This window comes from Pseudomonas nitroreducens NBRC 12694, assembly GCF_002091755.1.
Classification (GTDB): Bacteria; Pseudomonadota; Gammaproteobacteria; order Pseudomonadales; family Pseudomonadaceae; genus Pseudomonas; species Pseudomonas nitroreducens.
On sequence record NZ_BDAI01000004.1, the window covers coordinates 445,033 to 465,790 of the forward strand.

The 20,758-nt window shown below is 67.2% G+C and carries 19 protein-coding genes; 8 read left to right on the forward strand and 11 right to left on the reverse strand.

Annotation, left to right across the window (positions count from 1 at the left end; all coding sequences use genetic code 11):
• The first annotated feature begins 4 nt into the window (after positions 1–4).
• Positions 5–1,564 carry a SulP family inorganic anion transporter gene (locus PNI01S_RS14390; protein WP_084358470.1) on the forward strand — a complete coding sequence of 520 codons (1,560 nt, stop codon included), beginning with the start codon at positions 5–7 and terminating at the stop codon, positions 1,562–1,564.
• A gap of 40 nt (positions 1,565–1,604) precedes the next feature.
• On the opposite strand, the gene aroE is transcribed toward PNI01S_RS14390, so the two are convergent.
• Together aroE and hemF are read right to left on the reverse strand one after the other, a co-directional pair.
• Complete coding sequence (gene aroE / locus PNI01S_RS14395) at positions 1,605–2,426, reverse strand: shikimate dehydrogenase (protein WP_037017455.1); 822 nt, start codon at positions 2,424–2,426, stop codon at positions 1,605–1,607.
• A 158-nt stretch (positions 2,427–2,584) separates the two neighbouring features.
• Positions 2,585–3,499: an oxygen-dependent coproporphyrinogen oxidase gene (gene hemF / locus PNI01S_RS14400; RefSeq protein WP_084358471.1), complete on the reverse strand. Its 915-nt coding sequence runs from the start codon at positions 3,497–3,499 to the stop codon at positions 2,585–2,587.
• Positions 3,500–3,681: 182 nt separating this feature from the next.
• On the opposite strand from hemF, the gene PNI01S_RS14405 reads away from it, so the two are divergent.
• Entirely contained in the window at positions 3,682–4,659 is a 978-nt protein-coding gene (locus PNI01S_RS14405; protein WP_084358472.1) for an NADPH:quinone reductase, read from the forward strand.
• Positions 4,660–4,776: 117 nt separating this feature from the next.
• Here the strand turns inward: PNI01S_RS14405 and tsaC are convergent, their stop codons facing one another.
• The 3 genes from tsaC to PNI01S_RS14420 all read right to left on the reverse strand — a co-directional run bounded on the left by tsaC (position 4,777) and on the right by PNI01S_RS14420 (position 7,633).
• Positions 4,777–5,334: an L-threonylcarbamoyladenylate synthase type 1 TsaC gene (gene tsaC, locus PNI01S_RS14410; RefSeq protein WP_084358473.1), complete on the reverse strand. Its 558-nt coding sequence runs from the start codon at positions 5,332–5,334 to the stop codon at positions 4,777–4,779.
• A 41-nt stretch (positions 5,335–5,375) separates the two neighbouring features.
• Complete coding sequence (dprA, locus tag PNI01S_RS14415; RefSeq protein ID WP_084358474.1) at positions 5,376–6,476, reverse strand: DNA-processing protein DprA; 1,101 nt, start codon at positions 6,474–6,476, stop codon at positions 5,376–5,378.
• A gap of 131 nt (positions 6,477–6,607) precedes the next feature.
• Positions 6,608–7,633, reverse strand: coding sequence for a LysM peptidoglycan-binding domain-containing protein (locus PNI01S_RS14420; protein WP_038803456.1), 1,026 nt, complete (start codon positions 7,631–7,633; stop codon positions 6,608–6,610).
• A gap of 138 nt (positions 7,634–7,771) precedes the next feature.
• Between PNI01S_RS14420 and def the strand changes: the two genes are divergently transcribed.
• The 6 genes from def (at position 7,772) to PNI01S_RS14450 (ending at position 13,962) form a co-directional block, all read left to right on the forward strand.
• Positions 7,772–8,278, forward strand: coding sequence for a peptide deformylase (gene def / locus PNI01S_RS14425; protein WP_024763655.1), 507 nt, complete (start codon positions 7,772–7,774; stop codon positions 8,276–8,278).
• Positions 8,279–8,332: 54 nt separating this feature from the next.
• Entirely contained in the window at positions 8,333–9,292 is a 960-nt protein-coding gene (gene fmt, locus PNI01S_RS14430; protein ID WP_084358475.1) for a methionyl-tRNA formyltransferase, read from the forward strand.
• Complete coding sequence (gene rsmB / locus PNI01S_RS14435) at positions 9,289–10,599, forward strand: 16S rRNA (cytosine(967)-C(5))-methyltransferase RsmB (protein WP_084358476.1); 1,311 nt, start codon at positions 9,289–9,291, stop codon at positions 10,597–10,599. The genes fmt and rsmB overlap by 4 nt, the downstream gene beginning before the upstream one ends.
• Positions 10,600–10,644: 45 nt before the next feature.
• Positions 10,645–12,018 (forward strand): Trk system potassium transporter TrkA, encoded by a 1,374-nt coding sequence (trkA, locus tag PNI01S_RS14440; RefSeq protein WP_024763653.1) that lies wholly within the window; start codon positions 10,645–10,647, stop codon positions 12,016–12,018.
• A gap of 127 nt (positions 12,019–12,145) precedes the next feature.
• Positions 12,146–13,597, forward strand: coding sequence for a TrkH family potassium uptake protein (locus PNI01S_RS14445; protein WP_084358477.1), 1,452 nt, complete (start codon positions 12,146–12,148; stop codon positions 13,595–13,597).
• A 47-nt stretch (positions 13,598–13,644) separates the two neighbouring features.
• Positions 13,645–13,962: a tetratricopeptide repeat protein gene (locus PNI01S_RS14450; RefSeq protein WP_084358478.1), complete on the forward strand. Its 318-nt coding sequence runs from the start codon at positions 13,645–13,647 to the stop codon at positions 13,960–13,962.
• 150 nt (positions 13,963–14,112) lie between these two features.
• On the opposite strand, the gene PNI01S_RS14455 is transcribed toward PNI01S_RS14450, so the two are convergent.
• The 6 genes from PNI01S_RS14455 to doeA form a co-directional block, all read right to left on the reverse strand.
• A complete protein-coding gene (locus PNI01S_RS14455) occupies positions 14,113–15,492 on the reverse strand; it encodes an aspartate aminotransferase family protein (RefSeq protein ID WP_084358479.1) in 1,380 nt (459 codons plus the stop codon).
• A 16-nt stretch (positions 15,493–15,508) separates the two neighbouring features.
• Positions 15,509–16,966: an NAD-dependent succinate-semialdehyde dehydrogenase gene (locus PNI01S_RS14460; RefSeq protein WP_084358480.1), complete on the reverse strand. Its 1,458-nt coding sequence runs from the start codon at positions 16,964–16,966 to the stop codon at positions 15,509–15,511.
• Between the two features lie 134 nt (positions 16,967–17,100).
• The gene (locus PNI01S_RS14465; RefSeq protein WP_024765028.1) at positions 17,101–17,748 is read right to left on the reverse strand and encodes a 7-cyano-7-deazaguanine/7-aminomethyl-7-deazaguanine transporter; all 648 of its coding nucleotides are present in this window, start codon (positions 17,746–17,748) and stop codon (positions 17,101–17,103) included.
• A gap of 259 nt (positions 17,749–18,007) precedes the next feature.
• A complete protein-coding gene (locus PNI01S_RS14470) occupies positions 18,008–18,496 on the reverse strand; it encodes an Lrp/AsnC family transcriptional regulator (protein ID WP_024765027.1) in 489 nt (162 codons plus the stop codon).
• Between the two features lie 13 nt (positions 18,497–18,509).
• Complete coding sequence (doeB, locus tag PNI01S_RS14475; protein WP_084358481.1) at positions 18,510–19,526, reverse strand: N(2)-acetyl-L-2,4-diaminobutanoate deacetylase DoeB; 1,017 nt, start codon at positions 19,524–19,526, stop codon at positions 18,510–18,512.
• A gap of 4 nt (positions 19,527–19,530) precedes the next feature.
• Positions 19,531–20,721 (reverse strand): ectoine hydrolase DoeA, encoded by a 1,191-nt coding sequence (doeA, locus tag PNI01S_RS14480; RefSeq protein ID WP_084358482.1) that lies wholly within the window; start codon positions 20,719–20,721, stop codon positions 19,531–19,533.
• Positions 20,722–20,758 lie beyond the last annotated feature (37 nt).

The window sequence follows — 20,758 nt, forward strand, 5'->3', positions numbered from 1 at the left end:
TTCGATGGAACGTCTGATCCGCCTGTTGCCCTTCATTGCCTGGCTGCCGCAGGTCACGGGGCGCGATGTGCGCCGTGACCTGGGCGTCGGCCTTTCCGGTGCAGTGCTCGCCCTGCCGCAGTCCATGGCCTATGCGCTGATCGCCGGGCTACCGGCGGAGTACGGCTTGTACGCAGCGATGCTGCCGGTGCTGATCGCCTGCCTGTGGGGCTCGTCGAAGCACATGGTCGGCGGACCGACGGCGGCGATCTCGGTGGTGCTGTTCACCGCCATCGCCCCGCTGGCGCCGCCGGGCAGCGCGCAGTTCATCCAGTACGCGCTGCTGCTGACCTTCCTCGCCGGATTGTTCCAGTGGTTACTGGGCATGCTGCGCTTCGGCGTGCTGGTGAACTTCGTCTCGCACTCGGTGCTGCTGGGCTTCACCTGCGGCGCCGCGCTGGTGATCGTCATCGGCCAATTGCCCTATCTGCTCGGCATCACCACGGGCGGGCAGGGCACGGCGCTGACCAGTGCCGCCGCGCTGTGGTGGAAGCTGCCGCAGTTCCATGGGCCTTCGTTGCTGGTCGGCCTGTTTAGCCTGGCGCTGAGTCTGATGGTGAAACGCCTGTGGCGGCGCGGGCCAGCGCTGCTGGTCGGCCTGATCGGCGCCAGCACACTGGTCTGGACGATGCCGGCGACCTTTGCCGGTGTCGCCAGGGTCGCCGCCTTCCGCAGCGCACTGCCGCCATTCAGCCCGTTGCCGTTCGACCTGTCGGCGATTGCCCAGTTGCTCCCCGCCGCCGTGGCCTGCGGCATGCTCGGGCTGGTGACCAGCCTATCGATTGCCCGCGCACTGGCGACCCGCTCGCATCAGCCGCTGGATGCCAATCAGGAGGTGCGTGCACAGGGGTTGTCCAACCTGATCGGGCCGTGGCTGTCCGGCACGCTGTCCGCTGGCTCCTTCACCCGCTCCGGGCTGAACCAGGATGCCGGCGCGCGCACGCCGCTGGCCGGGGTCTTCTCGGCACTGTGGGTGGCGCTGCTGGCGGTGGCGGGCGCTGGATTGATCACGCACATTCCGTTGCCGGCCATGGCCGCCGGCATCCTGCTGATCTGCTGGAATCTGGTTGATCGCCCGGCTTTGCGCGCCTTGTGGAAAGGCAGCCGCGCGGAATCCCTGGTGATGCTGCTGACCCTCGGCGCCACGCTGCTGCTGCCGCTGCAGAATGCCATCTACGCGGGCGTGCTGGCCTCGCTGTTCTTCTACCTCAAGCGCACCTCGCAGCCGCGCGTGCAGCACTGGGAGCGCGAGGACGAGGAGGTGCTGCGCATCGAAGGCTCGATCTTCTTCGGCGCCTGCGACTACCTGCAGAAACGGATGCAGCACAGCCGCAGCGAACGCCTCGTGCTGGACGCCCACCACGTCAACTTCATCGATTTCGCCGGCGCGCAGATGCTTCAGCAGGAGGCTCGGCGCCTCGCGAGCGAAGGCCGCTGTCTGGTACTGCGCAACGCCCGGCCACGGGTGCGCGCGGAGCTGGAAAGGCAGATGGGGAAGGGCGCAGTGTTGCAGGTCGAGGAATAGAGCCGGCAGCCACTGTCGGAGCCCACTCCCAAATCGGTGTTCAGCCCTTGAGCTGCGCCCTCAGCTCATCCAGCACCGGCGCCGAATCCGGCCGTACGCCGCGCCACAGCAGGAAGGCTTCCGCCGCCTGTTCCACCAGCATGCCCAGCCCGTCGATGCAGCGCGCCGCACCGTGTTCGGCAGCCCAGCGGTTGAAGGCGGTCACGTCCTTGCCGTACATCATGTCGTAGCAGACGGTGTGGCCCGGCTCGATCAAAGCGGGAGCAATGGGCGGCAGCTCGCCGGCAAGGGAAGCCGAGGTGCCGTTGACGATCAGGTCGAAGGGCTCGGCGCGCAGATCGAATCCGCCGCCGCGCACATTACCCAGGTCCTTGAACTCCTCGGCCAGTTGCTCAGCCTTGAACGCGGTGCGGTTGGCAATGACGATGCAGGCCGGCTGCTCGGCGAGGAAGGGTTCGAGAATGCCGCGTACCGCGCCGCCGGCGCCCAGCACCAGGATGCGCGCGCCGCGCAGTACGACCCCGTGATTCACCGTCAGGTCGCGGGTCAGCCCGGCGCCATCGGTGTTGTCACCCAGCAGGCCGCCGCCTTCCAGCTTCTTCAGGGTATTCACCGCACCGGCCCGGCGCGCGCGTTCGCTCAGCTCGGTGGCCAGGCGGTAGGCGTCTTCCTTGAACGGCACGGTGACGTTGCCGCCCAGGCCCTCAACGAAGAACTCGCGGGCGTTCCCGGCGAAGTCATTCAGCGGCGCCAAGCGCGCGTCATAGCTCAGCACCTGGCCGGTCTGCTCGGCGAACAGGCGGTGAATCTGCGGCGACTTGCTGTGGCCGATGGGGTTGCCGAAGACGCAGTAGCGGTCCATGGGAAGTCCTGGAGCGAGAAGATTGGAAAGGGCAGGAGCTTGCCGGGTTTTCTATCGGGGTGCCAGACCAGGTTCGCGAGCAAGCTCGCTCCTACTGGCAGCTCCGAAGCCGCTCTTGTAGGAGCGAGCCTGCTCGCGAACGCCCCGAAAGATGACGGTCAGGCCTGCGCCAACCAGTCCCGATCCGTGAGGAAGTACTCGGTCAGGCGCGCTTCCTCGCTGCCCGGTTCCGGCTTCCAGTCGTAGCCCCAACGTACCTGCGGCGGCAGGGACATGAGGATCGATTCGGTGCGCCCGCCCGACTGCAGGCCGAACAGGGTGCCGCGGTCGTAGACCAGGTTGAATTCGACGTAGCGGCCGCGGCGGAAGGCCTGGAACTCGCGCTGCTGCTCGGTGTACGGGGTGTTCTTGCGCTTGCGCACGATGGGCAGGTAGGCGGAGAGGTAGGCGTCGCCGATGGCCCGCAGGAAGGCGAAGCTGGTGTCGAAGTCCCACTGGTTCAGGTCGTCGAAGAACAGGCCGCCCACACCGCGCGGCTCGTTGCGGTGCTTGATGTGGAAGTAGCGGTCGCACCATTCCTTGTAGCGCGGGTAGACGTCCTCGCCGAACGGCGCGCAGGCGTCGCGGGCGACCTGGTGCCAGAGCACGCAGTCTTCTTCGTGGGCGTAGTAGGGCGTCAGGTCGAAACCGCCACCGAACCACCACACGGCCTCTTCCCCTGCCTTCTCGGCGATGAAGAAGCGCACGTTGGCGTGGGAGGTTGGCACGTGCGGATTGGTCGGGTGGATCACCAGCGACACGCCCAGCGCCTGGAAGCCGCGGCCGGCCAATTCGGGCCGGTGTGCGCTGGCGGACGGCGGCAAACCGCTGCCGAATACATGGGAGAAATTCACCCCGCCTTTCTCGATCAGGGCACCGTCGCCGATCACCCGCGTACGACCGCCGCCGCCGGCCGGACGCTGCCAGGCGTCTTCGACGAAGCGTGCGCTGCCGTCCTCGGCTTCGAGTGCGGCGCAGATGCGGTCTTGCAGGTCGAGCAGGTAGGCCTTCACGGCCTCGATGCGGTCGGTCACGAGAATCACCTTGGAGCGGGAAAGCCACGCGTGGCGCGGGCCGGAGCGGGATTTAAGAGCGAAAACGGGCGCAAGCATACCATCGCCGCCGGCAAAGCTGGTCTTGACGGCCGTCAAGCTGGCGGCTTGGATGAAAGTCTTTTCCCCGGCGAGGCAGAGCCTCGCGCCATCAGGAGAGCGACATGGCCAAGCGTGTTCAATTCGCCAAGACCGGCGGCCCGGAAGTCCTCGAAATCGTCGACTACACCCCCGCCGAGCCCGGCCCCAACGAGGTGCGGGTGCGCAACCGCGCCATCGGCCTGAATTTCATCGATACCTACTACCGTAGCGGCCTGTATCCCGCACCGGCGATGCCGTCAGGGGTTGGCACCGAAGGCGCCGGCGAGGTGGAGGCGGTGGGCAGCGCGGTGACCAACGTGAAGGTCGGCGACCGCGTCGGCTACGCCACCGGCCCGCTGGGCGCCTACAGCGAGCAGCACACGCTGCCGGCCGCCAGCGTGGTGAAGCTGCCCGATGCGATCACCTTCGAGCAGGCCGCCGCCGTCATGCTCAAGGGCCTGACCGTGCAGTACCTGCTGCGCCAGACCTACAACGTGCAGCCGGGCCAGACCATCCTCTGGCACGCGGCCGCCGGCGGCGTCGGGCTGATCGCCTGCCAGTGGGCAAAGGCCATCGGCGCACACCTGATCGGCACCGTCAGCTCGGCGGCCAAGGCGGCGCTGGCGAAATCCCACGGTGCCTGGCAGACCATCGACTACAGCCACGAGAACGTGGTCGAGCGCGTGCTGGCGCTGACCGACGGCAAGAAGTGCCCGGTGGTCTACGACTCGGTGGGCAAGGATACCTGGCTGACTTCGCTGGACTGCACCGCGCCGCGCGGCCTGGTAGTGAGCTTTGGCAACGCCTCCGGCCCGGTGGACGGGGTGAACCTGGGCATCCTCTCGCAGAAGGGCTCGCTCTACGTCACCCGCCCGACGCTGTTCGGCTACGCCAGCACGCCGGAACGCCTGCAAGCCATGGCGGACGACCTGTTCGACATGATCACCAGCGGCAAGGTGAGGGTGGAGATCAACCAGCGCTTCAGTCTGGCCGAGGCGGCCAAGGCGCAGACGGAGCTGGCGGCGCGGCGTACCACCGGCTCGACCATTCTGCTGCCCTGACCGGAACAGCGCTCGCGAGCAAGGGCTAGGCGCCCCCTCGGTCCTACAGGGTGCGGCGGTATCGCTTTTTGTAGGAGCGAGCTTGCTCGCGAACCGGGTCGCGTCGTGGTGACCGGCTTATGACGGGCGAACGGTCTCGCCGGTGCGCAGGTCGCGGATCAGGCTGGGATTGCGGCGCCCGCCCAGGGCGCCGCCGAGCACGCCGTCCAATTCGCCCCGGAAGTACTGCTCGACGCGCAGGCGGCTGCGCGCGGCGGGGCGGCCGGCGGGGTTGGCCGATGTGGAGATCAGCGGGCCGGTGTAGCGGCACAGTTCGCGCACCAGCGGATGATCGGTGACGCGCAGGGCAACGGTCTCGTGCTCGCCGGTCACCCACTCGGGCAGGCGCCCCTGGTGCGGCACCAGCCAGGTGTTGGGGCCGGGCCAACTGGCGGCGAGCTTGTCCTGCCAGGTTCCGGGCAAGTCGTCGAGGAGGAAGTCGAACTGGCGGATATCGCCGGCCACCACGATCATGCCTTTTTCCACCGGCCGCGCCTTGATCGCCAGCAGGCGGTACACGGCGTCGGCGTTCCACGGGTCGCAGCCCAGGCCCCAGACGGCTTCGGTCGGATAAGCGATCACACCGCCATCGCGCACGACCTGAGCCATGCGCTGGGTACGCCAGTTGCTGTACATCGGGAACTCCTCGGATCTGCGATGCGCGGCAGTTTACGTGCTCAGGGAGCGCGATGCACCCAGACCCCAGCTTCGCAGGTAACCCGTCCGTCCAGCTCCAGTTCGGTCAACGCCACCAGTACGTCAGGCAACGCCAGGCCGCTGCGCAATGCCAGCTGCTCGCTGCTGTGTGGCGCGGCGCGGAGCAGGTCGACCAGCGGGTGGGGCGGCAGAGCCGGCGCGCGCTCCAGCGCCGACGCGCTGCGTGTCCAACCCTGCAGGCCGTCGAGGATGTCCTCGACTGTCTCCACCAGCGTCGCGCCCTGGCGGATCAGTTCGTGGCAGCCACGGGCGCCGGGATGATGGATCGAGCCGGGAATCGCATACACCTCGCGTCCCTGCTCAGCGGCCAGGCGCGCCGTGATCAGGGAACCGCTGGACGGGCTGGCCTCCACCACCAGGGTGCCCAACGACAGGCCACTGATGATCCGGTTGCGCCGGGGGAAGTTCGAAGCCTGGGGCGCGCTGTTCAACGGCAGCTCGGAAATCACGGCGCCGCCTTGCTCGACGATGCGTTTCGCCAGCCCGAGATGACGACGCGGATAGAGGCGCTCCAGGCCTGTACCCAGTACGGCGACGGTCTTTCCGCCGGCCTCCAGCGCACCTTCATGGGCTGCACCATCGATCCCCAGGGCCAGCCCACTGGTGATCACGAAACCGCCGCCGGCCAGGCTGCGAGCGAAGGCTCGCGCCGTATCTAGCCCCGGTTTGCTGGCCCGGCGGCTCCCGACCATCGCCAGTTGCGGCCGCTCCAGCAGGTTCGGCTCGCCGGCCAGGAACAGCAGCGGCGGCGCATCGCCCAGCTCGGCGAGCAGGGCGGGGTAGCCGGGTGCATCCCACATGACCAGATGATGTTCGGCGGCCTCCAGCCAGTGCAGCACCTCTGCTGCCTGCTCGCGGATGGACGCATCGCGGCGCGGTTCGGCGCAGGCGGCCGGCAACCCGAGCGAACGCCAGGCGGCCGCCGGCGCACTGAGTGCAGCGGACGCCGAACCGAAGGCCTCCAGTAGACGATGAAAGCGACGCGGTCCCAGCTCGGGCAGGGCGTGCAGGCGCAGCCGCGCTTCGAGCTCGGCGGGTGAAAGGGTCGGGGCAACGGGCATGGCGCAATCCTTGGCGTGCGGAAGACCCCCGGACTATGCCGCGCCGGCCTGGGCCTTCGCTGTCGGACCCTTCCGGATCACGCCCAACAAAAAACCCCGCCGGAGCGGGGTTTCTTCAAGTCACTTGCGCATCAGGGGTTCAGGACGCGGTCGTTGACTTCCAGCGAGCGGGTAGCGGTCAGCACCAGCCCGTAGCTCAGGCGGTTGTAGGTGCGGAAGACCATCACCAGGCCCGAGCGCTCGTCCGGGATCTTCACCATTTCGTCGGTGACACGATCGCGGACGGTCTCGCCCAGCTTGTAGATGGCCAGCACGTTGCCTTCGGCCAGGCCGTCGCGGGTGCCCTTGTCGATGGTCACCACATCGTACTTGCCGATCTGGGTCACGCCGCGCGGCACATCGATGATGGTGCCCTTGATCGGGGTGCTCGGCTCGCTGGGCATGAAGGTGGAGGTGATCGCGCGCTCCTCGGTGGGGAACAGTCGATCGCCCGAACGGACTTCCTGGGTGGTGCGGGTCAGCATCAGGGTGGCGACGTCGCCTTCCTTGGCCGTGACGTTGGCACCGCCTACGTCCATGGCGTCGATGCCCAGGACTTCGTTGGTCTCCGGGTCGGTGTAGACCTTGGCCTGGCGGAAGATGCCATAGCTGTTCTCTTCCGACAGCGAGTTACCGCGAGCGTAGGCACGGTCGCCGGCGCCGCTGATCACGCTCTCCTGGTCGCCAGCGACCACGTAGGGGGCGTTGGAGAAGTCGGCGTCGCTATCGACGATGCGGTTGGAAAGCAGGAAGGCGTTGATCTTGTCCAGCGGGATGGTCGGGATCGCCTCGGCGATCGGGGTGCTGCGCACCCGCGGCGACAGCTTGATGGTCCCGCGCGACTCGCCGCGATTGAGCATCAGGCGCGGCTGGCCATCGATGTACACCAGGCTCAGCACGTCACCCGGGTAGATCAGGTGCGGGTTCTGAATCTGCGGATTCACCTGCCAGATTTCCGGCCACTTCCACGGCTTGCTGAGGAACTTGCCGGAGATGTCCCAGAGGGTGTCGCCCTTCACCACGGTATAACGATCCGGATGGCCGTCCTTGAGCTGCACGGCAGCCTGCGCCACCCCGCCTGCGGCGAGCAGCAGCAGGGCGAGTAGTGTTTTCCTCATGCGGTGAATCCCTTTATTATGTGTACACATGAAACGCCTGGAAGCCGCCCCTACCGCGCTTTCCAGCCGTTTTTCGATGCTGCTCAGCATATTAGCAGCCGATTTTGACTTTATTCCACAAGTGCATCACAAACGCATATGGCCATTCTGAACATTCTCGAATTCCCCGATCCGCGCCTGCGGACCATCGCCAAGCCGGTCACGGTCTTCGATGACGCCCTGCGCACGCTGATCGACGATATGTTCGAGACCATGTACGAAGCGCCCGGCATCGGTCTGGCGGCGACGCAGGTCAACGTGCACAAGCGTGTCGTGGTGATGGACCTGTCCGAAGACAAGTCCGAGCCCCGGGTCTACATCAACCCCGAGTTCGACTACCTCACCGAGGAAATGGACCAGTACCAGGAAGGTTGCCTGTCGGTGCCCGGCTTCTACGAAAATGTAGACCGCCCGCAGAAGGTGCGGATCAAGGCCCAGGACCGCGACGGCAATTCGTTCGAGGAAGAGGCCGAGGGCCTGCTCGCCGTGTGCATCCAGCACGAATGCGATCACCTGAACGGCAAGCTGTTCGTCGACTACCTGTCCAACCTCAAGCGCGACCGCATCCGCAAGAAGCTGGAAAAGCAGCACCGGCAACAGGCGTGACCCCATCTCCCAAAGGCTTGCCCCGGCAAGCCTTTTCTTTTTGAAGAGCCCGATATGAGCCAAGCACTGCGCATCGTCTTCGCCGGCACCCCGGAATTCGCCGCCGAGCACCTCAAGGCCCTGCTGGATACGCCGCACGAGATCGTCGCCGTCTACACCCAGCCGGACCGCCCGGCCGGCCGCGGCCAGAAGCTGATGCCCAGCCCGGTCAAGCAGCTTGCCGTGGACCATTGCCTGCCGGTTCTGCAGCCGCCGACCCTGCGCGACCCAGCCGCCCAGGCGGAGCTGGCCGCGCTCAAGCCGGACCTGATGGTGGTGGTTGCCTACGGGCTGATCCTGCCGCAGGCGGTGCTGGATATCCCGCGCCTGGGCTGCATCAACAGCCACGCCTCGCTGCTGCCGCGCTGGCGCGGCGCAGCGCCGATCCAGCGCGCGGTGGAAGCCGGCGACGCCGAGAGCGGCGTGACCGTGATGCAGATGGAAGCCGGCCTGGACACCGGGCCGATGCTGCTCAAGGTCGGCACGCCGATTTCAGCCGAGGATACTGGCGGCAGCCTGCACGACCGCCTCGCCGAGCTGGGCCCGAAGGCGGTGGTCGAGGCCATTGCCGGCCTCGCCGCCGGTACGCTCAGGGGCGAGGTGCAGGACGGCGGCCTGGCTACCTACGCACACAAGTTGAACAAGGAAGAGGCACGCATCGACTGGTCGCGCCCGGCCGACGAGCTGGAGCGCCGCATCCGTGCCTTCACGCCGTGGCCGGTTTGCCACACCACGCTCGGTGACGCCGCGCTGAAAGTACTTGGCGCCAAGCCCGCGCCAGGCAAGGGCGAACCGGGCAAGATCCTCGACGCCAGCCGCGACGGCCTGCTGGTCGCCTGCGGGGAAGGCGCGCTGCTGCTGACCCGCCTGCAATTGCCTGGCGGCAAGCCGCTGGCCTTCGCCGACCTGTTCAACAGCCGCCGCGAACAGTTTGCCGCTGGCCGGACGCTTGGCCAGCAAGGGCCGGACGCATGAGTACCAATCCTCGCCTGGCGGCGGCCCGCGCGCTGGCCGCCGTGCTGGCCGGCCGCGCCTCGCTGGGCAGTTCGCTGCCGACCCAACTGGAGAACGTCGAGCCGCGCGACCGTGGCCTGGTGCAGGAGCTGGCCTTCGGCAGCGCCCGCTGGCAGCCGCGCCTGTCCACCCTCGCCGCGCGCCTGCTGCAGAAGCCGTTCAAGGCCGGCGACCGTGACGTCGAAACGCTGCTGCTGGTCGGCCTGTACCAGCTGCTCTACACCCGCATTCCACCGCACGCGGCCATTGGCGAGACCGTCGGCTGCGCGGACAAGCTGAAGAAGCCCTGGGCCAAGGGCCTGCTCAACGCCGTGCTGCGCCGCGCCCAGCGCGAGAGCGAAGCCCTGCTGGCCGAGGTCGACAAGGACCCGGCTGCACGCCTGGCGCATCCACGCTGGCTGCAGAAAGCGCTGAAGAAATCCTGGCCGGAGCAGTACGAGGCCATCTGCGCCGCGAACAACTCCCACCCGCCGATGACCCTGCGGGTGAACCGCCGCCACGGCAGCCGCGATGCCTACCTGGAAGAGTTGAACCGCGTCGGCTTCGAAGCGACCGCCTGCGAGTTCAGCCGTGACGGCATCAACCTCGTGCAGCCCTGCGACGTGCGCGAACTGCCCGGCTTCGCCGAAGGCCGCGTCAGCGTGCAGGACGAAGCCGCACAGCTGGCCGCCGACCTGCTGGAACTGGCACCGAACCAGCGCGTGCTGGACGCCTGCTGCGCTCCCGGCGGCAAGACCTGCCACCTGATGGAGGCCGAGCCCGCACTGGCTGGCGTGGTCGCCGTGGACCTGGAAGAAAGCCGCCTGGTGCGCGTGCGCGAGAACCTTGCACGCCTGCAACTCGATGCCCAACTGTTCGCCGCCGACGCCCGCGACACGGCCAAATGGTGGGACGGCAAGCCGTTCCAGCGCATCCTGCTGGATGCACCCTGCTCCGCCACCGGGGTGATTCGCCGCCATCCGGACATCAAGCTGACCCGCACCGCCGAGGACATCGAGGCGCTGGCGCAATTGCAGGGCGAACTGCTCGACGCGCTGTGGGCGACCCTCGAAGTCGGCGGCGTGATGGTCTACGCGACCTGCTCGGTGATGCCACAGGAAAACAGCGAGCAGATCGCCGCGTTCCTTGGTCGCACCCCCGGTGCCCGCGAGCTGGACCTGTCCGGGCCGTGGGGCCTGAAGCAGCCCCATGGCCGCCAGTTGCTGCCGCAGCAAGGCGGGCATGACGGGTTCTACTATGCCAAGCTGATCAAGATTTCGGCCAAGTAACAGGCGCCGACTCCCAACGGATCGAAACGGAAAGCACCCCGCTCCATGAAGATCATCATCCTCGGTGCCGGCCAGGTCGGCGGCACTCTGGCCGAGCATCTGGCCAGCGAAGCCAACGACATCACCGTGGTCGACACCGACGGCGAACGCCTGCGTGACCTCAACGATCGCCTGGACATCCGCACCGTCCAGGGCAAGGCCTCGTTCCCCACCGTGCTGCGCCAGGCCGGCGCCGACGACGCCGACATGCTGGTGGCGGTGACCAACAGCGACGAGGTGAACATGGTCGCCTGCCAGGTCGCCTACACCCTGTTCAATACCCCGACGCGGATTGCCCGCGTGCGCGAGGCGGCCTACCTGACCCGCGCGGGGCTGTTCGACAACGAAGCGATCCCGGTCGATGTGCTGATCAGCCCCGAACAGGTGGTGACCAACTACATCAAGCGCCTGGTGGAATACCCCGGCGCCCTGCAGGTGATCGACTTCGCCGAGGGCAAGGCACAGCTGGTGGGTATCCGTGCCTATTACGGCGGCCCGCTGGTGGGCCAGGAGCTGCGCCAGCTGCGCGAGCACATGCCCAATGCCGATACCCGCGTGGCGGCGATATACCGGCGCAACCGGCCGATCATCCCCCAGGGCGACACCGTGATCGAGGCCGACGACGAGGTGTTCTTCATCGCCGCCAAAGCCCATATCCGCGCGGTGATGGGCGAGATGCGCCGCCTGGAGGACAGCTACAAGCGGATCATCATCGCCGGTGGCGGCAACATCGGCGAGCGCCTGGCCGAGGCCATCGAGAGCCGTTACCAGGTGAAGATCATCGAGATGAACCCGGCACGCTGCCGACACCTCTCGGACAACCTCGACAGCGCCATCGTGCTCCAGGGCAGCGCCTCCGACCGCGACCTGCTGCTGGAAGAGAACATCGGCGATACCGACCTGTTCCTCGCCCTGACCAACGACGACGAGGCCAACATCATGTCCTCGCTGCTGGCCAAGCGCCTGGGCGCGCGCAAGGTGATGACGCTGATCAACAACCCCGCCTACGTGGACCTGGTGCAGGGCGGCGAGATCGACATCGCCATCAGCCCGCAACTGGCCACCATCGGCACCCTGCTGACCCACGTGCGCCGCGGCGACATCGAGAGCGTGCACTCCCTGCGCCGTGGCGCCGCCGAGGCCATCGAGGTGGTCGCCCATGGCGACGCCAAGTCGAGCAAGGTGATCGGCCGCAGGATCAACGAAGTGCAGCTGCCGCCGGGCACCACCATCGGCGCGGTGATTCGCGACGACGACGTGCTGATCGCCCACGGCGAGACGAAGATCGAGTCCGGCGACCACGTGATCCTCTTCGTGGTGGACAAGAAGCGCATCCGCGACGTCGAGCGGCTGTTCCAGGCCGGCCTGACCTTCTTCTGATCGACCCGGGGCCGCCACAAGGCGGCCCTGCCAGCTAATTCCGAGGCTCTTTCAGACAGGTCCTACTGCGCCAGCCAGCCTCCCTTGTCACCCTGCGCGGCCTGTTCCTGCTTGTCTGCCTCGGGTCATGCGCTACTCCTCCATCGGTCGAATCCTCGGCGTACTGCTGATGCTGTTCAGCGTTACGCACCTGCCGCCACTGCTCGTGGACCTGCACTACGCCGAGCACTCCTGGCAGCCCTTCGCGCTGTCCTTCCTGGTCACCCTGCTGACCGGCTTCACCCTCTGGTGGCCATGCCGCCAGCACAAGCAGGACCTGCGCATCCGCGATGGCTACCTGGTTACGGCGCTGTTCTGGATCGTCCTGGGGTCGTTCGGCGCCTTGCCCTTCGCGTTGTCCGACGCACCGCACATGGGCCTGATCGACTCGCTGTTCGAGTCCTTCTCAGGCCTCTCCACCACCGGCGCAACCGTGCTCACCGGCCTCGATGCATTGCCCCACGCCATCCTCTACTACCGTCAGCAGCTGCAGTGGCTGGGCGGCATGGGCATCGTGGTGCTGGCGGTGGCGGTGATGCCGATGCTCGGCATCGGCGGCATGCAGTTGTACCGCGCGGAGATGCCCGGGCCGCTCAAGGACCACAAGCTCTCGCCGCGTATCGCCGATACCGCCAAGACCCTCTGGCTGATCTACTGCGGCCTGACCCTCGCCTGCGCTCTGGCCTACTGGGCTGCGGGAATGAACCTGTTCGACGCCGTCGGCCACAGCTTCTCCACCATCGCCATCGGTGGCTTCTCCACCCACGATGCGAGCATCGGCTACTTCGACAGTCCGCTGATCGAGCTGATCTGCATGACCTTCCTGGTGGTTTCCGGGATCAACTTCAGCCTGCACTTCCTCGCCTGGCGCCAGCGCAAGGTCAGCCACTACCTGAAGGACCCGGAATGCCGGGCCTACCTGGGCATCCTGCTGGTGCTGTTCCTGATCACCGCGGCAACGCTGGTCCTCAAACACCACTACGACTCGCCCTTGCAGGCGATCCGCTACGCGGCGTTCATGGTGATTTCGGTGGCGACCACCACCGGCTTCGGTCTCGCCGACTTCAGCACCTGGCCGACCCTGCTGCCGTATCTGCTGCTCTACAGCACCTTCATCGGCGCCTGCGCCGGCTCAACCGGCGGCGGCATGAAAGTGATGCGCATGCTGCTGGTGTACCGCCAGGGCATGCGCGAATTCCTGCGCCTGCTGCATCCCAACGGGGTATTCCTGGTCAAGCTGGGGCGGCGCACGGTATCCGACCGCGTGGTGGAGTCGGTGTGGGCGTTCTTCTCCATCTACCTGCTGACCTTCGTGACCCTGATGCTGGTGCTGCTCGCCCTGGGCGTGGACCAGCTCACGGCGTTCTCCACGCTCGCCTCCTGCCTGAACAACCTGGGCCCGGCGCTGGGCGAAGCGGCCGTGCATTACGGCCATCTGCCGGGCAGCGCCAAGCTGGTGCTGAGCCTGGCGATGGTGCTGGGGCGGCTGGAAGTGTTCTCGCTGCTGATCCTGCTGACGCCCGCCTTCTGGCGCACATGAGGCACTGATCTTGGGGCAGAATGGCGGCCTGCTGACGGAGGCCCGCCATGATCGATTCACTGGAAAAGATGCTCGCCAAGGGCGTGGACAACTCGCTGCTGCGCTTCGGCCTGGGCAAGGGCTACCTGGATGCCGGCGACGCGGCGAGGGCCGCCGAGCACCTGCGCCGCTGCGTGGAGCAGGACCCGAAGTACTCCGCCGCCTGGAAGCTGTTGGGCAAGGCGCTGCAGGCCGAGGGTGACCTGGACGGCGCCCGCACCGCCTGGACCGACGGGCTGGCTGCCGCTCAGGCCCATGGCGATAAGCAGGCGGAGAAGGAAATGACGGTGTTCCTGCGCAAGCTGGACAAGGCAAAGGGCGCCTAAGCGCCCTTTTCGGTGCCGCCACGCAATCCGGTGGGGATACCTGTAGGACCGAGGGGGCGCCTAGCCCCTGCTCGCGAACGGACCTCCCGGCGGCTAAGGTGCCAAGCCCGTTCGCGAGCAAGCAAAAAGCAATGCTTCTACGCAAAGCCTCTACAGCACCTCGGCAGCCACCGCATCCACTGCCGACTTGGCGATGCCGACGATCTCGTCCGCCTCAGCGCGGGTGAGCACCAGCGGCGGGGCGAAACCGAGGATGTCGCCATGGGGCATGGCGCGGGCGATCATGCCGCGCTCCAAGCAAGCAGCCGACACCTTCGGGCCGACCTTCAGCGCCGGGTCGAAGGGCGTGCGCGCCTCGCGGTCGGCCATGAACTCCAGCGCGGCCAGCATGCCGTCGCCGCGCACTTCACCCACCAGCGGGTGGCCCTCGAAAGTCTGGCGCAGTTGCTGGTTCAGGTAGCCGCCAACCTCCGCGGCGTTGGCGGTGATGTTCTCCCGCTCGAGGATGTTCAGGTTGGCCAGCGCCGCCGCGGCGCAGATCGGGTGGCCGGAGTAGGTCCAGCCGTGGCCCATGGCGCCTTCGCGGCTGGACGCGCTATCGATCACGTCCCATACCTTCTCGCCGACGATCACCGCCGACAGTGGCGCATAGGCGCTGGTCAGGCCCTTGGCCGTGGTGATCAGGTCCGGGCGCATGCCGTAGCGCTGGCTGCCCATCTTGTCGCCGACACGACCGAACGCGCAGACCACCTCGTCGGCGATCAACAGCACGTCGTACTTTGCCAGCACCACCTGGATCGCCTCCCAGTAGCCCTTGGGCGGGACGATGATGCCGCCGGTACCCATCACCGGCTCGCCGATGAAGGCGGCCACCGTATCCGGGCCTTCGGCGATGATCAGGTTTTCCAGCTCCTGGGCGCAGTGGCGGACGAAGCTCGCTTCGTCCATGCCCGCCGGCGCCTTGTAGAAGTGCGGGCACAGCGTGTGCTTCACGCCGTCCACCGGCAGGTCGAAGTGCTGGTGGAAGCTCGCCAGCCCCGTGAGGCTGCCGGTGACGACGCCCGAGCCGTGGTAGCCGCGCTGGCGCGAGAGGATCTTTTTCTTCTGCGGCCGGCCCAGCACGTTGTTGTAGTAGCGCACCAGCTTGACCTGGGTTTCGTTGGCGTCTGAGCCGGAGAGGCCGTAGTAGACCTTCTTCATGCCGGACGGCGCCCAGTCGCGGATGATCCGCGCGGACAGCTCGATGATCGCCTCGGAAGAGTGCCCCACGTAGGTGTGGTAGTAGGCCAGCTGCGTGGCCTGTGCATGGATGGCGTCGGCGACTTCGGTGCGGCCGTAGCCGATGTTCACGCAGTACAGGCCGGCAAAGGCATCGAGCAGCTCGCGCCCCTGGTGATCGCGGATGCGCACGCCGGAGGCACCGGTGATGATCCGCCCCGGCAGCGAGCCGCTGGCGTGATCGTGGGCGTGGGTCGAGGGGTGCATGAAGTGCGCGCGGTCCTCGATGAACAGCTTGGCGTAGTCGGTCATGGCGGTGTTCTCCCGGTCAGATGGCGCCGTGGTGCAAGGCGAAGTACTTGGTTTCGACGAAGGGCTCGAAGCCCTCGCTGCCGCCTTCGCGACCCAGGCCAGAGGCCTTCATGCCGCCGAAGGGAATGGGGTGGCCGGTGAACTTGGCGCCGTTGACCGCCACCATGGCGAACTCCAGGCGCCGCATCAGCGGCCAGAGGTGATCCAGGCGTTGCCCACACAGGTAGGCGGCCAGGCCGTACTCGGTGTCGTTGGCCTGCCGGACGGCTTCGTCCAGGTCGTCGTAGGCGCTCACACCGGCAATCGGTGCGAAGTTTTCCTCGCGCCAGATACGCATCTGCGGGGTGACGTCGGCCAGCACGGTTGGCTGGTGGAACCAGCCGCCGAGTGCATGGGGTTCGCCGCCGGCGAGCAGGCGCGCGCCCTGGTCGACGGCGTCCCGCACGCGCTCGCAGGTGACGTCGAAGGAGCCCTGGTGCATCAGCGGGCCGATCTGGCTGCGCACATCACTGGCCGGGCCGACGCGCAGCTCACGCACGGCGCGGGCGAAACGCTGCAGGAAGGGCTCATAGAGTTCGCTGGCGACCAGGATGCGGTTGGCCGCGCAGCAGTCCTGCCCGGAGGTCTGGAACTTGGCGTCGAGGGCGAACTTCACCGCCTGCTCCAGATCGGCGTCCGGCAGGACGATGAAGGGCGCGTTGCCGCCCAGCTCCAGGGCGACTTTCTTCACGTCGCGGGCGGCGGCTTGCAGCACCAGCTTCCCCACGCGGGTCGAGCCGGTGAAGCTCACGGCGCGCACGCGGCTGTCGCCGACCAGGGTTTCCATGGCCATCTGCGGCTCGCCCAGCACCACGTTGAACACGCCGGCGGGGAAGCCGGCTTCTTCGGCCAGCTGTGCCAAAGCGAACGCGGAATAAGGCGTCTCGTGTGCCGGTTTGACCACCACGCTGCAGCCGGCGGCGAGGGCGGCGGCGGCCTTGCGGGTGATCATCGCCGAGGGGAAGTTCCACGGCGTCAGCAGCGCGGCGACGCCCACCGGCTCGACCACCGTGCCCAGGTGCGCATTGGGGATGTGGCTGGGGATGTTGCGGCCGTTCAGCCGGCGCGCCTCTTCGGCGAACCAGGGGATGAAGCTGGCGGCGTAGTCGATCTCGCCAAGGGCCTCGGCCAGCGGCTTGCCCTGTTCCAGGCTGAGGATCTGCGCAAGGTCGTCGCGGTGCAGGAGGATCAGTTCGGCCCAGCGGCGCAGCAGGGCGCCACGCTCATCCAGGCTGCGCGCGCGCCAGGCCGGGAAGGCCGCGGCGGCAGCGTCAATGGCGCCGACGATCTGTTCGCGGTCGAGCAGCGGCACGTGGCCGATGGCTTCGCGGGTTGCGGGGTTGTCGACGGCGATGCTGGCGCCGCTGGCGCTGTGCAGCCAATGGCCGTTCACGTAGCAGAGCGACTTGAACAGCAGGGGATGGGCGTAGGACATGGCGGCGGCTCCTGGGCGGATGGCATGGGAACCATCCTAGGGGCCGCGGGCGCGCGGTTTTTTCCTAAGCGGGGGACGGCGGCGGCAAATCTTTTTGCAGTTCTGCCGCCGCTGTTGGGCTTTTTCGGGTGGCGTCAGGCCGTGGCGGCGCGACGCAGGTTGCGGGTGATGGCGCTGAGCAGCATGCCGTAGAGCGGCACGAAGAGCATCAGCATGACCGCGAGCTTCACGCCGTAGTCGACCCAGGCGATCTCCACCCAGTGCTCGGCCATGAAGGCGTTGTCGCTGTGCCAGAAGGCGATGGAGAAGAAGGTGAAGGTGTCCAGCAGGTTGCCGAACAGGGTCGAGACCACCGGGGCGATCCACCACTGGCGCAGGCGGCGCAGGCGGTCGAAGACCTGGATGTCGAGGATCTGCCCGAATACGTAGGCCAGGAAGCTGGCCAGGGAGATCCGCGCCACGAAGGTGTTGAATTCGCCCAGCGAGGCGAAACCTCTGAAGGCGCCTTCCTGGAAGATCACCGAAATGACGTAGGAAGCCAGCAGCGCCGGGATCATCACCCGCGCGATGACCAGCCGTGCCGGGCGCTTGCCGAGCAGGCGGACGGTGAGGTCGGTGGCCAGGAAGATGAACGGGAAGCTGAACGCGCCCCAGGTGGTGTGCCAGCCAAAGAGGGTCATTGGCAGCTGCACCAGGTAGTTGCTGGCGATGATGATCAGGATGTGGAACGCGACCAGGCCGGCGAGTGCGCCGCGCCGTGCCGCCGGAAGGGATGCCGACATGCTTGGGCCTTTTTCGTCGATGGGGTGAGGGAACCCATGCCCGGCACCATGCCGAGCGGCGCGCATTGTATACGATCCGGACCGCAAAGTCAGGTTTTGTTGTGCAATTTTTGTTCAGATGAATTCAGGTGCACGGGGCTTTCTCCGCCCCAGCCCCCTCCCGCGGGTCAGCGGTCTTTGGTTTTGCAGGAGCGAGCTTGCTCGCGAACGGCTTCACCGGCCGCGCTGGAGCTGGGCGGGTTCGCGAGCAAGCTCGCTCCTAAAGGGAACCTGCCTCCAGCGCCTCGGCGGGAATCGCCGCCTCCTGGGTCTTGATCACCTTGGTGACGATATAGGTGAAGTAGCGCTCGATCCCCACGTCCTCCAGCAACAGCTGGTCGATGAAGCGCTGGTAGTGGTCGATGTCGCGCGCCTGGATCATCGCGATGTAATCCACCCCGCCACCGGTGGCGTAGCAGAAGCCGACCTCCGGCGACTGCTGCAGGCGCTGCTCGAAACGCCTCATGTCCTGCGCGGTATGCCGCGCCAGGGTGATCTCCACCAGCACCTGCTGCTGCTTGAACAGCACCGGCCAGTCGATCTGCGCGCGGTAGCCCTTGATCAACCCGGCCTCCTCCAGCTTGCGCACACGCTCCCAGGCCGGGCTGACCGAGAGGTTGATCGCCTCGGCCAGGCTCGACTTGGTGATGCGCCCGTCGCCAGCGAGGATGCGCAGGATCTTCAGGTCGTAGCGGTCGAGCTTGATCATGACGGGCTCCCGTTCAGTCCAGTACCTCGGCGACCACCGCCAGGGTGTCGCCACTCTGCACCAGGCCGGGGAAATGCCGCGCGGCGAGGATGCCGCTGCGCTTGGCGCGGTACTCCACCGGCGCGGCGCCGGTGCGCAGCACGTCATGCACCCGCGCCAGCACTTCGCCACGCTCGACACGCTCGCCCAGGTCGCGGCACATCTCCAGCAGGCCGCCGTGCTCGCTGGCGACGAAACAGTCAGCGTCGGGCATGTCGAGCATCACCGACTTCGCCGGCTCGATCTCGCCACACAAAATGCCAGCCTCAACCAGCAGGTTGCGCACACCACGCCGGGCGATGGCCACGGTGCGCGCGCTGCTGGTGCCACCGCCACCCAGTTCGGTGGTGACGAACAGCTTGCCCTGTTCCTCGGCGGCGCTGTCGTACATGCCCACCGCATCCAGCTCCAGCATGCGCATGGCGTAGGGTGCGGCGAAGGCGCGCATCAGCGCCTCGCTGGCTTCCTGCTGGGCCTTGTCCGGCAGCACGTGGCAGGCGGCGAAGGGCAGGAAATCCAGGGTCCGGCCGCCAGAGTGGATGTCCAGCACCACGTCCGCCAGCGGCAGCAGGGTGCGCTGGAAGTAGTCGGCGATTTTCTGCGTCACCGTGCCGTCCGGGCGGCCGGGGAAGCTGCGGTTGAGATTGCCGGCATCGATGGGCGACGTGCGCTTGCCGGCGTGGAACGCCGGGGTGTTCATGAACGGCACGATGATCACCCGGCCGCGCACGTCCTCGGCACGCAGCTCCTGGGCCAGGCGGCTGAGCGCCACCGGGCCTTCGTATTCGTCGCCGTGGTTGCCGCCGGTGAGCAGCGCGGTGGGGCCGTCGCCGTTCTTCACCACGCAGACCGGGATCATCACTGCGCCCCAGGCCGAATCGTCCCGCGAGTAGGGCAGCTTGAGGTGGCCGTGCTGCACGCCGTCGCGCTGGAAATCGACGCTGGCGGCGATGGGGTTTTCGCGCAGCTCTTTATCGAGGGACTGTGTCATCGCCTCACTCCTTCACGAACAGCTGGCGCGGGCAGTCGCAGAAGGTCTCCACGCCGCGCTCGGTGATGAGGATGCTCTCGGTGATCTCCAGACCCCAATCATCCATCCACAGGCCCGGCATGAAGTGGAAGGTCATGCCCGGTTCCAGCACGCTGTTGTCGCTCGGGCGCAGGCTCATGGTGCGTTCGCCCCAGTCCGGCGGATAGCTGATCCCGATGGGATAGCCGCAGCGGCTGTCCTTGTGGATGCCGAACTTCTCCAGCACGCCGAAGAAGGCGCGGGCGATGTCGCCGGTGGTGTTGCCCGGCTTCGCTGCGTCGAGGCCCGCGGCGATGCCGTCGACCACGGCTTTTTCCGCATCGAGGAAATGCTGCGGCGGCTTGCCGAGGAACACCGTGCGCGACAGCGGGCAGTGGTAGCGCTTGTAGCAGCCGGCGATCTCGAAGAAGGTGCCAGCGCCGCGCTCGAAGGGCGTGTCGTCCCAGGTCAGGTGCGGTGCGCTGGCGTCGGCGCCGGTGGGCAGCAGCGGGACGATGGCGGGGTAATCGCCGCCGTGGCCGTCGGCGCCGAGGATGCCGGTACTGTAGATCTCGGCGACCAGCTCATTCTTGCGCATGCCCGGTTCGATGCGCTCGACGATGTGCGCGTGCATCTTCTCGACGATGCGCGCGGCGACGCGCATGTACTCGATCTCGCGCGGCGACTTCACCGCGCGCTGCCAGTTCACCAGGGCCGTGGCATCGACGAACCTGGCGTTCGGCAGGTTCGCCTGCAGCGAGCGGAAGGCGGCGGCGCTGAAGTAGTAGTTGTCCATCTCCACGCCGATGGTCTTGTTCGCCCAGCCGCGCGCCGCGATGACCTCACGGGACAGGTAATCCATCGGATGGCGTTCGGTGGACTGCACGTAGTGGTCGGGGTAGCCGACGATGTTGTCCGCCTGCATGAACACGGTGCGCCGCGCGCCGTTGGCGTCCTGGCCGCGGCCGAACCAGACCGGCTCGCCGTCCAGCGCCAGCAGCACGCACTGGTGCACGTAGAAGGACCAGCCGTCGTAGCCGGTCAGCCAGGCCATGTTCGATGGATCGGTAACCAGCAGCAGTTCAATGCCGCGCTGTTGCATGCTGGCGCGGACCTTGGCGATCCGCTGGGCATACTCCTCCCGGCTGAAGGGGAGGTTGACGACGATTTCGGACATGCGGAAATCCTCTTGGGGGAATCGTTGTCGGGCTTCG

Excerpts from the sequence above, each read along its gene's own strand:
- aroE (WP_037017455.1), bottom strand. The coding sequence starts at position 2,426 with ATGGACCGCTACTGCGTCTTCGGCAACCCCATCGGCCACAGCAAGTCG.
- PNI01S_RS14450 (WP_084358478.1), top strand. The coding sequence starts at position 13,645 with ATGATCGATTCACTGGAAAAGATGCTCGCCAAGGGCGTGGACAACTCG.
- PNI01S_RS14455 (WP_084358479.1), bottom strand. The coding sequence starts at position 15,492 with ATGACCGACTACGCCAAGCTGTTCATCGAGGACCGCGCGCACTTCATG.
- doeA (WP_084358482.1), bottom strand. The coding sequence starts at position 20,721 with ATGTCCGAAATCGTCGTCAACCTCCCCTTCAGCCGGGAGGAGTATGCC.
- PNI01S_RS14445 (WP_084358477.1), top strand. The coding sequence starts at position 12,146 with ATGCGCTACTCCTCCATCGGTCGAATCCTCGGCGTACTGCTGATGCTG.
- PNI01S_RS14465 (WP_024765028.1), bottom strand. The coding sequence starts at position 17,748 with ATGTCGGCATCCCTTCCGGCGGCACGGCGCGGCGCACTCGCCGGCCTG.
- trkA (WP_024763653.1), top strand. The coding sequence starts at position 10,645 with ATGAAGATCATCATCCTCGGTGCCGGCCAGGTCGGCGGCACTCTGGCC.
- PNI01S_RS14420 (WP_038803456.1), bottom strand. The coding sequence starts at position 7,633 with ATGAGGAAAACACTACTCGCCCTGCTGCTGCTCGCCGCAGGCGGGGTG.
- tsaC (WP_084358473.1), bottom strand. The coding sequence starts at position 5,334 with ATGTACAGCAACTGGCGTACCCAGCGCATGGCTCAGGTCGTGCGCGAT.
- rsmB (WP_084358476.1), top strand. The coding sequence starts at position 9,289 with ATGAGTACCAATCCTCGCCTGGCGGCGGCCCGCGCGCTGGCCGCCGTG.
- def (WP_024763655.1), top strand. The coding sequence starts at position 7,772 with ATGGCCATTCTGAACATTCTCGAATTCCCCGATCCGCGCCTGCGGACC.
- doeB (WP_084358481.1), bottom strand. The coding sequence starts at position 19,526 with ATGACACAGTCCCTCGATAAAGAGCTGCGCGAAAACCCCATCGCCGCC.
- PNI01S_RS14460 (WP_084358480.1), bottom strand. The coding sequence starts at position 16,966 with ATGTCCTACGCCCATCCCCTGCTGTTCAAGTCGCTCTGCTACGTGAAC.
- PNI01S_RS14390 (WP_084358470.1), top strand. The coding sequence starts at position 5 with ATGGAACGTCTGATCCGCCTGTTGCCCTTCATTGCCTGGCTGCCGCAG.
- PNI01S_RS14470 (WP_024765027.1), bottom strand. The coding sequence starts at position 18,496 with ATGATCAAGCTCGACCGCTACGACCTGAAGATCCTGCGCATCCTCGCT.
- dprA (WP_084358474.1), bottom strand. The coding sequence starts at position 6,476 with ATGCCCGTTGCCCCGACCCTTTCACCCGCCGAGCTCGAAGCGCGGCTG.
- fmt (WP_084358475.1), top strand. The coding sequence starts at position 8,333 with ATGAGCCAAGCACTGCGCATCGTCTTCGCCGGCACCCCGGAATTCGCC.
- PNI01S_RS14405 (WP_084358472.1), top strand. The coding sequence starts at position 3,682 with ATGGCCAAGCGTGTTCAATTCGCCAAGACCGGCGGCCCGGAAGTCCTC.